This is a genomic window from Nitrospirillum amazonense, from assembly GCF_029594735.1.
GTDB classification, from domain to species: domain Bacteria; phylum Pseudomonadota; class Alphaproteobacteria; order Azospirillales; family Azospirillaceae; genus Nitrospirillum; species Nitrospirillum amazonense.
The window spans coordinates 2,354,933-2,367,447 of the sequence record NZ_JARPAF010000002.1; the positions used below are offsets into that span (position 1 = coordinate 2,354,933).

10 protein-coding genes are annotated in these 12,515 nt (G+C 67.2%); 7 read left to right on the forward strand and 3 right to left on the reverse strand.

Annotated features, from left to right (window positions below; genetic code table 11):
• Positions 1-412: 412 nt before the first annotated feature.
• Together dnaG and P5F91_RS16865 are read right to left on the reverse strand one after the other, a co-directional pair.
• Positions 413-2,278 (reverse strand): DNA primase, encoded by a 1,866-nt coding sequence (gene dnaG, locus P5F91_RS16860; protein WP_145611378.1) that lies wholly within the window; start codon positions 2,276-2,278, stop codon positions 413-415.
• 77 nt (positions 2,279-2,355) lie between these two features.
• Entirely contained in the window at positions 2,356-2,814 is a 459-nt protein-coding gene (locus P5F91_RS16865) for a GatB/YqeY domain-containing protein (protein ID WP_145611377.1), read from the reverse strand.
• A 395-nt stretch (positions 2,815-3,209) separates the two neighbouring features.
• Here P5F91_RS16865 and carA point away from each other — a divergent pair, with 395 nt between their 5' ends.
• The 5 genes from carA (at position 3,210) to greA (ending at position 9,775) form a co-directional block, all read left to right on the forward strand.
• Complete coding sequence (gene carA / locus P5F91_RS16870; RefSeq protein ID WP_040849170.1) at positions 3,210-4,379, forward strand: glutamine-hydrolyzing carbamoyl-phosphate synthase small subunit; 1,170 nt, start codon at positions 3,210-3,212, stop codon at positions 4,377-4,379.
• Positions 4,380-4,531: 152 nt separating this feature from the next.
• Positions 4,532-4,864, forward strand: coding sequence for a hypothetical protein (locus P5F91_RS16875; protein ID WP_145611375.1), 333 nt, complete (start codon positions 4,532-4,534; stop codon positions 4,862-4,864).
• Between the two features lie 117 nt (positions 4,865-4,981).
• Positions 4,982-5,602 (forward strand): hypothetical protein, encoded by a 621-nt coding sequence (locus P5F91_RS16880; protein WP_277907673.1) that lies wholly within the window; start codon positions 4,982-4,984, stop codon positions 5,600-5,602.
• 246 nt (positions 5,603-5,848) lie between these two features.
• Complete coding sequence (gene carB / locus P5F91_RS16885; protein ID WP_145611373.1) at positions 5,849-9,142, forward strand: carbamoyl-phosphate synthase large subunit; 3,294 nt, start codon at positions 5,849-5,851, stop codon at positions 9,140-9,142.
• A gap of 159 nt (positions 9,143-9,301) precedes the next feature.
• Positions 9,302-9,775 (forward strand): transcription elongation factor GreA, encoded by a 474-nt coding sequence (gene greA, locus P5F91_RS16890; RefSeq protein WP_145611372.1) that lies wholly within the window; start codon positions 9,302-9,304, stop codon positions 9,773-9,775.
• A 92-nt stretch (positions 9,776-9,867) separates the two neighbouring features.
• Here greA and P5F91_RS16895 read toward each other — a convergent pair whose 3' ends face one another.
• Positions 9,868-10,383 (reverse strand): Lrp/AsnC family transcriptional regulator, encoded by a 516-nt coding sequence (locus P5F91_RS16895; RefSeq protein ID WP_145611371.1) that lies wholly within the window; start codon positions 10,381-10,383, stop codon positions 9,868-9,870.
• Between the two features lie 231 nt (positions 10,384-10,614).
• On the opposite strand from P5F91_RS16895, the gene P5F91_RS16900 reads away from it, so the two are divergent.
• Entirely contained in the window at positions 10,615-11,526 is a 912-nt protein-coding gene (locus P5F91_RS16900; protein ID WP_145611370.1) for a mitochondrial fission ELM1 family protein, read from the forward strand.
• Positions 11,527-11,735: 209 nt separating this feature from the next.
• A complete protein-coding gene (locus P5F91_RS16905; protein WP_277907674.1) occupies positions 11,736-12,449 on the forward strand; it encodes a 2OG-Fe(II) oxygenase in 714 nt (237 codons plus the stop codon).
• Positions 12,450-12,515: the final 66 nt, after the last annotated feature.

A 12,515-nucleotide genomic window follows, 5' to 3' on the forward strand; every position in this document is an offset into this window, starting at 1 on the left:
GCCGGTTCAACCCTGACGGCCGGCCTTCATGGGCGCCGGCCCATACCCTTCACTCACAGACACGCAATCCGGGGCCCGATCCGTCTGCACAGGGGGCCGTCGACACCGGGTGCCGGACTAAACTGGTGCTTCCGATACCCAAAGAAAGCGCCGGTTCCCACCAAAAACAGGGGCTGGGACGAAAAAAAGGCGCCGCACCGGATGAAAATCCCGGTAACGCCACCCCTCATCATCCCTAACCGTCCGTCCTGGCCGGACCCGTGTCGCCTTTTCGCGTAATCGTCGCTCCCCAGCGCAACCTCATTTCCAACCTCCTCCGGCCGGGCCGTCCGTGGAACGCGCCGCGATGGGCGTGCCGACTGGAGGAACCGTCCGCCCCCGTCCGGTGCGGGGGTACCTCGGGGTGGCGGCGTCAGACGCCCTCACCTTCCGGATCCAGGGCATGGCCCCGGCGTATCAACTCTTCCCGTTTAAGGGCCATCAGCCGGGCCAGGGTCTCCTCACTGGGATCCTCGGCCAGGCGTCTTTCCGCCTCGCGCAGCTCGGTCTGGAACACCAATTCCTGGGAATTGAGCCAAACCTCCTGCCAGCCCGCGCGGGCGGATTCGGGCGTCGCCTCCGGACGGGCGTAAGAGGGCAGGTCCGCCCCCAGCGTCTCATCCAGTTCCTCGGCGAAGCCGCAAGCTGACAAGTGGCGTCGTAAACCCTCGGCGTCAAGTCCCGAATCGTGGAACAGGCGTTCGACCAGCGCTTGGCGCAGCCGTTCCAGCCCCTCGGTGGCGAAGCTGATCATGGCCAGCGTCTCGCCCAGGGTCTCGAACAGCACGGGGTGGTTCAGCACCACGGCCAGCAGCAGGCGTTCGCGCCAGCGCGCCGACCCGGTCTCCACGCCGGCACGGAACCGCTTGTCCCATTGCCGCGCCACAGGAAAGGGCAAGGCGCCGGGCCGCTGGCCACGGTTGAAGCCACCCCCCTGCCCGCCCTGGAAGGCGGGGCGCGCGGCACGGCCCAACTGGTACAGCCGATCCTTGAAGGCGCGGTGATAGGCGTTGCGCACCCGGGCGTCCGGAATGCGTTCCAGCTGCGCCTCCAGGGCCGCCTGCATGCCGGCCTGGGCGTCAGGCTGGGTCAAGTCGCGGTCCGCCGCCTCCATGTCCCACAGCACGTCCGTCAGCGGCCGCGCGCGGTCCAGCACCGCCTGGAAGGCGGCGGCACCACCGGCGCGGATCAGGCTGTCGGGATCCTCCTTCTCCGGCATGAAGGCGACGCGCACGGAATGGTCTGGCACCAGCAGGGGCAGAACCCGCTCCACCGCGCGGAAGGCGGCGCGCCGGCCGGCGTTGTCACCGTCGAAGCACAGGATGGGCATCCGCTGCCCCTCGGGCGCCAGCTTCCACAGGGCCTGGATCTGCGTCTCCGTCAGCGCGGTGCCCAGCGGCGCCACAGCCCCCTCGAACCCGGCCATGACGCTGGCGATGACGTCCATATAGCCTTCGGTGACGATCACCGGCTTGCCGTCCGCCGCCGCCTGACGCGCGCGGCTCATGCCGTAGAGGATGTCGCCCTTGTGGAACAGGGGGTTCTCGGCCGAATTGATGTACTTCGGCCCCTCGCCCTCCAGGATGCGGCCGCCGAAGGCCACCACCCGGCCGCGCCGGTCGGTGACGGGAAACAGCACCCGGTTACGGAAGAAGGGAAAGGGCGCACGGCCGTCGTCCGGCCGCTTGAACAGCCCGGCCTCCACCATGTCGGCCTCGGTGTAGCCGGCGGTCACCAGCTCCCCGCGCAGGCCCGTGCCGTCGCTGGGGGCGTAGCCCAGGCGGAAGCGGGCCATGGCCTCGTCATCCAGGCCGCGGCCGCGCAGGTAGGCCAGGCCATGGCGGCCCGCCGGCGCGCGCAGTTGCGCCTCGAACCAGCGGGTGGCGCGCTCCACCAGGTCATACAGCGACTTCTCGCGCTCGAACCGCTCCCGCTCCTGCGGGCTGGCCTTGGGCACGGTCAAGCCGGCCTCGGGCGCCAGCGCCTCCACCGCCTCCATGAACGACAAATTGTCGTTGCGCATGATGAAGCCGATGACGTCGCCGTGCGCGCCGCAGCCGAAGCAGTGGAAGAAGCCCTTCTGGTCGTTGACGTAGAAGCTGGGCGTCTTTTCGTTGTGGAAGGGACAGGGCGCGCGGAACTCCCGCCCCGCCCGCTGCAGGCGCACGCGCCGCATCACCACGTCCGACAGGGTCAGCCGGTTCCGCAGCTCTTCCAGGAATTGGGGCGGCAGGGCCATGGGCGGTGGCGGAGTCCTAGAGGTGGTCTGTCAGGATGGGGCCGGGCGGCGTGCCCGGCCCCAGAAAGGGTGGCACCTCAGCCGTTCAGCGCGGCCTTGACCAGCGGACCGACGGTGGAGAAGTCCATCTGGCCGGTGTACTTGTCCTTCAGCACGGCCATGACCTTGCCCATGTCCTTGATGCTGGCGGCACCGGTGTCGGTCACAGCCTGGGCGATGGCGGCCTTCGTCTCCTCCTCGGTCAGCTGCTTGGGCAGGAAGGACATGATGACGGCGATCTCCGCCTCTTCCTGGGCGGCCAGCTCCTCACGGCCGCCCTGGCGGTAGAGGGCCACGGATTCGCGGCGCTGCTTCACCATGGTCTGCAGCATGCTGCCGATCTCGGCCTCGGGGATGCCGTCCATCTGGCCCTTGGGGCGCGCGTCGATATCCCGCTTCTTCAGTTCCGCCATGATCATCCGGACGGCGGACAGCGTCTGCGTGTCCTTCGCCTTCATGGCGTCCTTCATGGCCTGGGTGAAACGCTCGCGCAGCATGTGTCGGCTTCCTCAAGAGGCTTCATGGCAACCGGCAAGCCATCCGCCTGCCCCAGGTTTTGGGGGCGCATGCGGGATGGTAGCCAATCAATGGGGAAGGACGAACTTTACCCGCCCAACCCCTTGAGCGCCAGCGCCCAGATGACAGAGGCGCCCCCGCGCCCCGAGCATGGGGGCCATCGCTTGACCCGGCCGCCCGTGTTCTCTATGTGACAGAAGAATTTCCGACGACATTGGGGCGGCCCCTGCGGCATGCCCGCGTTCCAGGGGGCGCTCCCGCCCCGTGCTCAAGCGCGCGCCCACAAGGTCGAACCGGATGAGATGAGAGGGCACCTTCAAGGCCGGCAGCCGCGAACGCCGTCCGGGGAGTGCCCCGCAGCGAATGGAATGAAGCGATGACCGCAGCCGCCCCCACCCACCCCCCGCAGCCTGAGGGCGCCACCGGCGTGCTGGTTCTGGCGGACGGCAGCATCCATTGGGGCAAGGGCATCGGCGCCGCCGGCCAGTCGGTGGGCGAGGTCTGCTTCAACACCTCCATGACCGGCTACCAGGAAATCCTGACCGACCCGTCCTACGCCGGCCAGATCATCACCTTCACCTTCCCGCACATCGGCAACGTCGGCACCAACGACGAGGACATCGAGACGGTGACCCCGGCGGCCCGGGGCCTGATTCTGCGCGTCGACATCACCGAGCCGTCGAACTGGCGCGCCACGCGCAACCTGGACGCCTGGCTGAAAAGCCACGGCCTGGTGGGCCTGGGCGGCCTGGACACCCGCGCCCTGACCCGCCGCATCCGCGACGGCGGCGCCCCCAACGGCGTCATCGCCCATTCCCCCGACGGCAAGTTCGACCTGGATGCCCTGCTGGCGCAGGCCAAGGCCTGGCCTGGGCTGGAAGGCATGGACCTGGCCAAGGACGTGACCTGCGGCCAGACCTTCACCTGGGATGAAAGTGCCTGGACCATCGCCGGCGGCTATGGCCGACAGACCGATCCCAAGCACCACGTGGTGGCCGTCGATTTCGGCGCCAAGCGCAACATCCTGCGCTGCCTGGCCAACGCCGGCTGCCGCGTGACGGTGGTGCCCGCCACCGCCACGGCCGAGGAAATCCTGGCGCACAAACCCGACGGTGTCTTCCTGTCCAACGGCCCCGGCGACCCGGCCGCCACCGGCACCTATGCCGTGCCCATGATCCAGCAGATCGTGGCCAGCGGCCTGCCCCTGTTCGGCATTTGCCTGGGCCACCAGCTGCTGGCCCTGGCCCTGGGTGGCCAGACCACCAAGATGGAAAAGGGACACCGCGGCGCCAACCACCCGGTGAAGGACCTGGCCACCGGCCGGGTTGAGATCACCAGCCAGAACCACGGCTTCGTCGTGCTGCCGGAAAGCCTGCCGGACACGGTGGAGGTGACCCATGTGTCTCTGTTCGACGGCACCAACGAGGGCATCCGCCTGAAGGACAAGCCGGTGTTCTCCGTCCAGTATCACCCGGAGGCGAGCCCCGGCCCGGAGGACAGCCATTATCTGTTCGACCGGTTCATCGAGAACATCGCCGCCCGCTGACGCGGCAATATTGACCAAAGTATTGATGAACGTGCCTGGAGGGCCGGTGAAGAGCGCTTCACCGGCCCTCACCTTTTGAGTATCCGACACCCTCTCGAAAAAATCTTGCGCCGCTGCTATAAAAATCATTCGCGGGCGGCATGAGGCTAATAATGGGCGTGTTCGATTTCCTGAAAAAAGATGTGGTGGAAAAGGTGAAGGTGCCCGCGCTGGCTGCCAGCGTGGTCATCAATTCGAAGACCTATCCCATCAACAACATGGCAGCCAACAGCTTTACCGCCACGGGGGCCGCCGGCCTGGGCCAGGGGACGAGCTTCAAGATGAAGGTCGCCTTCAAGGACAGCAAAGAGAACATCGCCTTCATCTGCGACGGCCAAGTCGCCGCCATTATTGGCAAAGACGCCAAGATCAACTTCGTCAACCTGGACGAGGCGCGGCGCCTGAAGGTCGCGGGCTTCCTGACGCGTTACCTGCGTTCCCGCTGATCAGCCGAGCTACCTCGAATCAATACCGGTAAAATTTTAAATAATTCCCGTTAATAGCTTTTTCATCACTTGCGGCACCGACTCCCCGCCAGGGTCGATTGGTGATATTCTCAAGTGATGCGCATCTATTCTCTCCTGTTACCGGCAATCGTGGCGACGGCCTTCCTGGCTGCGGCGCCGGCGTGTGCGCAGACCGCGCCGGCCACGCCCTCGCAGTGGATGGTACGCCCCACCCCGCCGCATGATGGGCTGAAGCTGGCGCAACCCCAGCCGGGCCACGTGGGCGCCGGCCCCCACGACCCCAGCCCACCGCCGGCCGTGGCCCTGCCCCTGCCACCGCGCTATACCCAGCCGCGCATCGTCTATGCCTTCGCCGGCCCGGCGGCGCGCATGATGACGGTGTCGCGCGAACTGTCGGACGCCTGCCGCCGCGGCCGCTTCATTCAGCGCGTCGACATGCTGTACCGCGCCTTCGGCCCCAGGGAGAACCCGCTGGGCGTGGCCTACGGCACCTGGGCCATCAACCTCATGGACCCCGACCGCAAGCGCGAGGCCGGCACGGTCTATTTCTTCGACAAGCAGGACACGGCCCGCTGCACCGTCTACACCGCCCGACAGGACGTGCTGTTGCCTTGGTACTACGGACCCGGCGGCGGCTACGGCAAGGACCCGGCCGCGCCGAATCCCGCCGCCAACGGCGTCACCCCGGTCTCGGCCCCGGTGCCCAAGGCCCCCTAAGCCGCTGGTTTCCATAGGATCAAGCCCTGGTTTGACCCCGCGGGTTGCGGTAGGCGCACCCCCCCACCCCATATGCAGCGCTTCCCCCCGGGGCGGGGGCCCTTTATATAAGCGGCTCAGCCGAACAATCCCCCGCGCCACCATTCCAGGGCGGGGGATTGTTTTGTGTGGCCGGAGTCTGGAGCCCCCGTCGGGTTGGGCCGGACTGACCGGACGGTAGAATTCAAAAAATGGCGGCTGACCCTCATGCCTAAACGCACAGACATCAAGTCCATCTGCATCATCGGCGCCGGCCCGATCATCATCGGCCAGGCTTGCGAATTCGACTATTCCGGTGTGCAGGCGTGCAAGGCGCTGAAGGAAGAGGGGTACCGGGTCGTCCTGGTCAATTCCAACCCCGCCACCATCATGACCGACCCGGGCCTGGCCGACGCCACGTACGTCGAGCCCATCACCCCGGCCGTCGTCGCCAAGATCCTGGAGAAGGAGCGCCCCGACGCCCTGCTGCCCACGATGGGCGGCCAGACGGCGCTGAACACGGCGCTCAAGCTGTTCCACGACGGCACGCTGGATCGGCTGGGGGTCAAGCTGATCGGCGCCAAGGCCGACGTCATCGAAAAGGCGGAGGACCGCCTGCTGTTCCGCGACGCCATGGACAAGATCGGCCTGGAAAGCCCCAAGTCGCGCATGGTGAAGTCGGAGGCCGAGGCCGCCGACGCCCTGGCCTATGTCGGCCTGCCCGCCATCATACGCCCCAGCTTCACCCTGGCCGGCACCGGCGGCGGCATCGCCTACAACAAGGCGGAATACGTCGACATCGTCCGTGGCGGCCTGCGCGCCAGCCCGGTGGGTGAGGTCCTGGTCGAGGAATCGGTCCTGGGGTGGAAGGAGTATGAGATGGAGGTTGTGCGCGACTGCCGCGACAACTGCATCATCATCTGCTCCATCGAGAACATCGACCCCATGGGCATCCACACCGGTGACAGCGTCACCGTGGCACCCGCGTTGACGCTGACCGACAAGGAATACCAGCTGATGCGCAACGCCTCGATCGCCGTGCTGCGCGAGATCGGGGTGGACACCGGCGGGTCCAACGTCCAGTTCGCCGTGAATCCGGAGAACGGCCGCGTCGTCGTCATCGAGATGAACCCGCGCGTCAGCCGCTCGTCCGCGCTGGCGTCCAAGGCCACCGGCTTCCCGATCGCCAAGATCGCCGCCAAGCTGGCCGTGGGCTACACCCTGGACGAGCTGGACAACGACATCACCGGGTCCACGCCGGCCAGCTTCGAGCCGACGATCGACTACGTCGTCACCAAGATGCCGCGCTTCGCGTTCGAGAAGTTCCCCGGCGCCGACGCCCTGCTGACCACCTCGATGAAGTCGGTGGGCGAGGCCATGTCCATCGGCCGCAGCTTCGCCGAATCGGTGCAGAAAGCCCTGCGCTCCATGGAAACCGGGCTGACCGGCTTTGACGAGGTGGACCTGACCGGCGGCACCGGCGTGGTCGATCCGCTGAAGATCCGCGCCGCCCTGTCCAAGCCCACGCACGACCGCATCCTGGTCATCGCCCAGGCCTTCCGCCACGGCCTGACGGTGGAGGAGATCCACGCCGCCTGCCGCGTCGACCCCTGGTTCCTGCGCCAGATCGAAGAGGTCGTGCAGGCCGAGGCCGGTGTGAAGGCCGCCGTCCAGAAGGGGGGCCTGGCCGCCCTGACCCAGCGCGACTTCGCCAAGCTGAAGGGCCAGGGCTTCTCCGACGCCCGCCTGGCCACCCTGACCGGCAGCACCGAGGCGGCCGTGGCCGCAGCCCGTCGCGGTTTGGGCATCCGCCCGGTGTTCAAGCGCATCGACACCTGCGCCGCCGAATTCGCCAGCAAGACGCCCTACATGTACTCCACGTACGAGGGTGACGGCAGCGTGGCCGGCGAGTGCGAGTCCGAGCCAACGGACAAGAAGAAGGTCGTCATCCTGGGCGGCGGCCCCAACCGCATCGGCCAGGGCATCGAGTTCGACTATTGCTGCGTCCACGCCGTCTACGCCCTGCGCGAGGCCGGCTATGAGACCATCATGGTCAACTGCAACCCCGAGACCGTCTCCACCGACTACGACACCGCCGACCGCCTGTACTTCGAGCCGCTGACGGCCGAGGACGTGATCGAGCTGGTGCGGACGGAGCAGGCCAACGGCGAGGTGCTGGGCGTCATCGTCCAGCTGGGCGGTCAGACGCCGCTGAAGCTGGCCCGCGACCTGGAAGAGGCCGGGATCCCCATCCTGGGCACCAGCCCGGACGCCATCGACCTGGCCGAGGACCGCGAGCGCTTCCAGCAGCTGCTGCACAAGCTGAACCTGCGCCAGCCGGCCAACGGCCTGGCCCGCTCGCTGGAAGAGGCGGAGAAGGTGGCGGAGCAGATCGGCTTCCCCGTCGTCATCCGCCCGTCCTACGTGCTGGGCGGCCGCGCCATGGAGATCGTCCATGACCAGGCCGGCCTCAAGCGCTACATGGGCAACGCCGTAAAGGTGTCGGGCAAGAACCCGGTGCTGATCGACAGCTACCTGCAGGACGCCATCGAGGTGGATGTGGACGCTGTCTGCGACGGCACCCAGGTCTATGTCGCGGGCGTGATGGAGCACATCGAGGAAGCCGGCATCCATTCCGGCGACAGCGCCTGCGCCCTGCCCCCCTACACCCTGCCCAAGCCGGTGGTGGACGAGCTGTCCCGCCAGGCCGAGGCGCTGGCCCACGGCCTGAACGTCGTCGGCCTGATGAACATCCAGTTCGCCATCAAGGCGAATCCGGACGGCAACGGCCCGGCCGGCCAGGACATCTACATCCTGGAAGTGAACCCGCGCGCCTCGCGCACCGTGCCCTTCGTCGCCAAGGCCACCGGCACCGCCATCGCCAAGATCGCCGCCCGCGTCATGGCTGGCGAAAAATTGGCCGACTTCAAGCTGGGCGGCGCCTTCCCGCCGCACACGGCGGTGAAGGAGGCGGTGTTCCCCTTCAACCGTTTCCCCGGCGTCGACATCCTGCTGGGGCCGGAGATGCGGTCCACCGGTGAGGTCATGGGTCTGGACCCGAACTTCGCCATGGCTTTCGCCAAGGCCCAGCTGGGCGCCGGCGTAACCCTGCCGACCACCGGGACGGTGTTCATTTCGGTTCGGGAACGAGACAAGCCCGCCCTGGTTCCCGTGGCCCGCCGCCTGGTCGACATGGGCTTCAGGATCGTTGCCACCTGCGGCACCGCCAAGGTGCTGTCGGCGGCCGGCATCCCGGTCAGCCAGATCAACAAGGTGCTGGAAGGCCAGCCCCACATCGTCGACGCCATGATCGATGGTGAGGTGCAGCTGGTGTTCAACACCACGGAAGGCGCCCAAGCCGTCTCCGACAGCTTCAGCTTGCGCCGCACCGCACTCGTCAATAACATTCCCTATTACACGACGGTCGCGGGGGCCCGCGCTGCCGTGGACGCCATCTCGGCGCTGCGCACCGGCAGCCTTGAGGTTGCGCCGCTTCAGTCCTATCTGAGCGGGACTTACTAACCTGCGGGTGATCGATCGACCAGGGGATGACGGCCGACCGGCCGCCATCCCGGGATCAAGATCACCCTCGGGAGGGTTTCTCGTTGTCGCGATGCGGCCCCTCGGGGCTCGCCCCAGGGCAAAATCCCCTGGGTTCTGAGTAACGGAATATCGAAGGCTATGGAAAAAATCCCGATGACGGCTGCGGGTTACACCCGCCTCCAGGAAGAACTGAAGCATTTGAAGGTCGTTGAGCGGCCAGCCGTGATCAAGGCCATCGCCGAGGCGCGTGAGCACGGCGACCTGTCGGAAAACGCGGAATACCATGCCGCCCGCGAGCGCCAGAGCTTCATCGAAGGCCGCGTCATGGAGCTGGAGGACAAGATCAGCCGGGCCGAGGTGATCGACGTCAGCAAGCTGACCGGCAACGCCGTGAAGTTCGGGGCCACCATCCGTTTGGCGGATGAGGACACGGACGAGGAGTCCACCTACCAGATCGTGGGTGCCGACGAGAGCGACATCAAGAACGGCTTCCTGTCGATCACCAGCCCGCTGGCGCGCGCGCTGATCGGCAAGCATGTCGGCGACAATGTCGAGGTGACCACGCCCGGCGGCTCCAAGAGCTACGAGATCGTGGAGATCGCCTTCCGCTGAGGCGGAACGCCCGCGCTGAAAAGAAAGGCCCCCGCTGGACAATCCGGCGGGGGCCTTTCTTTATGGCTATCGGCAGGACCGAAAGACGGGGCTTATTCCTCGTCTTCCTCGTCGTCCAGGACCTCAGGGCCCACTTCAACGTCGATGGGAACGCCGGGGGTGTACTTGGACTGGCGGATGGCCAAGGCAGACTTCACGTGGCTGACGTTGGGGGCCGCAGTCAGCTTGGTCGTCAGGAAGCGCTGGTAGCTGTCCCAGTCCGCGGCCACGATCTTCAGCAGGAAGTCGGTTTCGCCGGCCAGCATGCTGCATTCCCGAACCTCGGGCCAGCTGTTGACCATGCCTTCGAACTTCTTCAGATCCGCTTCCGCCTGGGAAGACAGGCCCACCTGCGCGAACACGGTCACGCCAAAGCCCAGGGCCTCGGGGTTGATGTCCGCATGGTAGCCCCGGATGAAGCCCGCCTCTTCCAACGCGCGGACGCGCCGCAGGCAGGGGGGCGCAGAAATGCCGGCCCGCCGGGCGAGTTCCACGTTGGTCATTCGGCCGTCCGCCTGCAAGTCGCGCAGGATACGCCGATCAATTCGGTCGAGTTTGACCCGCCGCATGGTATTGTCTTGTGCTCCCGGGAGGGGTGGGGTTGAAAGGATATTACATAGATTGCCCGCCGCCCCCAGGCAAGAAAGATTGTTGCGCGCGAAACGGTCCCATCCTTTGGTGATGCGCGTTACACTGGCGCCATGAACGCCCAGAGCCCCCTGGCGGCCCCCGCCGTCCCCCTCGCCCCGCAGCCCGCAACCCCGCCCACCTGCTGGGTTTTATCCGATGGCAAGGCGGGCATGGAAAACCAGTGCCTGGGCCTGGCGGAGGCCGTGGGCGCCACCCCGGTGATCAAGCGCATCCACCTTCAGACGCCCTGGCGCCAGCTCAGCCCCTACCTGCCGCTGAGCCTCGATCACGGCCTTACCCCCGACTCCGACACCCTGGCGCCGCCCTGGCCGGATCTGCTGATCACCTCCGGCCGGCAGGCGGTGGGCGCCGCCCTGGCCATTCGCCGACAAAGCGGGGGCCGCACTTTCTGCGTCCACATCCAGAACCCAGGCGTGCCCTTCGGCTGGCTGGACCTGGTGGTCATGCCGGCCCATGACCGCAAGACCGGGCCCAACGTGATGGAAAGCCTGGGCGCCCTGCACCGGGTGACGGCGGGGCGCCTGGCGGCGGAGGCGGCCAAGTTCGCGCCCCTGCTGGATCACCTGCCCCGCCCGCGCGTGGCCGTGCTGGTGGGTGGCTCGAATGGTGTCTACCAGCTGACCCCGGCCGTGACCGCGCAGTTGGCCGACCGGCTGGCCACGCTGGCCCGCCAGGGCATGGGGCTGATGGTCACGCCCTCGCGCCGCACGGGAGCTGAAAACGAAGCGGTGCTGCGCCAGCACCTTCAAGGATTGCCGGCCGTAGTCTGGGACGGTGCCGGCGCCAACCCCTATTTCGGCTACCTGGGCCTGGCCGACGCCGTCCTGTGCACGGGCGACAGCGTATCCATGGTGTCGGAGGCGGCCAGCACCGGCAAACCCGTCTATGTCATCGCCCTGGAAGGCAAGTCGGCCAAGTTCGACCGTTTCCACCAGCTGATGGTGGAGCGCGGCGTCACCCGCCCCTTCACCGGCGTGGTGGAGAATTGGACGCCCACGCCCCTGGACGACACGCCCCGCGTTGCGGCCGAGGTGCTGCGGCGCATGGCCGCCCGGCGCTGACGCCCCGACCGCGCACGGGGACGCGGCCCGTGCTACGGTGGGCCTTTCCATTGCTGGGGTGGGCCAATCGCATGGTATCGGCATTGACCCCGATGCGCTGCCGCCCCATCTGGGGTGAGGTATTTGCGAACCAGTCTCAGCAAGAACGATTCTAACGTACGATCTAACCCCGGCGCCGATCAGGCGCCAGCCTTGGAAGAAGCAGGACCATGATCGGCACCACCGCCACCTCCTCCCCCGCGTCTGGCTCCCCCGTGTCTGGCGCCCAAGCTTCTGGTGAGACGGTGGCGACAGACCCGGGTCGCGCCATCGACCTGGACGCCTTTCGCGCCACGCCGCTGTCCCAGGACCCCTTTGCCCACCTGATCATCCCTGGCTTCGTGCGGGCGGAGGCGCGCGAGGCCATCCACCGCGATTTCCCAGAGATCGAGCAGGCCGGCAGCTTCCCCGCGCGGGAACTGAGCTTTGGCCCCGCCTTCGCGGCGCTGCTGGAGGAAATTCAGGGCCCGGCCATGACGGCGGCGTTCGAGGAGAAGTTCGGCATCGACCTGACCGGCCACCCCACCATGGTGACGGTGCGCGGCCGGGCCAAGGCCCAGGACGGCCAAATCCATGTGGATAGCAAGAGCAAGATCATCACCGTCCTGCTCTACATGAATCCGGCCTGGGAAACGTCGGACGGCCGCCTGCGGCTGCTGCGCGGCCCGGAAAGCCTGGACAACGCGGTGACCGAGATCCCTCCGGCCGAGGGCACCCTGCTGGCTTTCCTGAACGGCCCCACCGCCTGGCATGGCCATACCAGCTTCGTCGGCCCGCGCCGCGTCATCCAGTTGAACTGGGTGCAGGACGACGGCGTGGTGAAGCGGGAACAGTTCCGCCACGCCCTGTCGGCCAAGATGAAGCGCCTGAACCCCTTCCGCTGAATCTGTGAAAACGGCGCGTCTGCCCGTATAACGCCCTGATGCGTCACCGCCGGCCTGCTTGAGGGC

What these genes read in the sequence shown, in the direction of transcription:
- dnaG (WP_145611378.1), bottom strand. Translation starts at nt 2,278, where the DNA reads ATGGCCCTGCCGCCCCAATTCCTGGAAGAGCTGCGGAACCGGCTGACC.
- P5F91_RS16865 (WP_145611377.1), bottom strand. Translation starts at nt 2,814, where the DNA reads ATGCTGCGCGAGCGTTTCACCCAGGCCATGAAGGACGCCATGAAGGCG.
- carA (WP_040849170.1), top strand. Translation starts at nt 3,210, where the DNA reads ATGACCGCAGCCGCCCCCACCCACCCCCCGCAGCCTGAGGGCGCCACC.
- P5F91_RS16875 (WP_145611375.1), top strand. Translation starts at nt 4,532, where the DNA reads ATGGGCGTGTTCGATTTCCTGAAAAAAGATGTGGTGGAAAAGGTGAAG.
- P5F91_RS16880 (WP_277907673.1), top strand. Translation starts at nt 4,982, where the DNA reads ATGCGCATCTATTCTCTCCTGTTACCGGCAATCGTGGCGACGGCCTTC.
- carB (WP_145611373.1), top strand. Translation starts at nt 5,849, where the DNA reads ATGCCTAAACGCACAGACATCAAGTCCATCTGCATCATCGGCGCCGGC.
- greA (WP_145611372.1), top strand. Translation starts at nt 9,302, where the DNA reads ATGGAAAAAATCCCGATGACGGCTGCGGGTTACACCCGCCTCCAGGAA.
- P5F91_RS16895 (WP_145611371.1), bottom strand. Translation starts at nt 10,383, where the DNA reads ATGCGGCGGGTCAAACTCGACCGAATTGATCGGCGTATCCTGCGCGAC.
- P5F91_RS16900 (WP_145611370.1), top strand. Translation starts at nt 10,615, where the DNA reads ATGGAAAACCAGTGCCTGGGCCTGGCGGAGGCCGTGGGCGCCACCCCG.
- P5F91_RS16905 (WP_277907674.1), top strand. Translation starts at nt 11,736, where the DNA reads ATGATCGGCACCACCGCCACCTCCTCCCCCGCGTCTGGCTCCCCCGTG.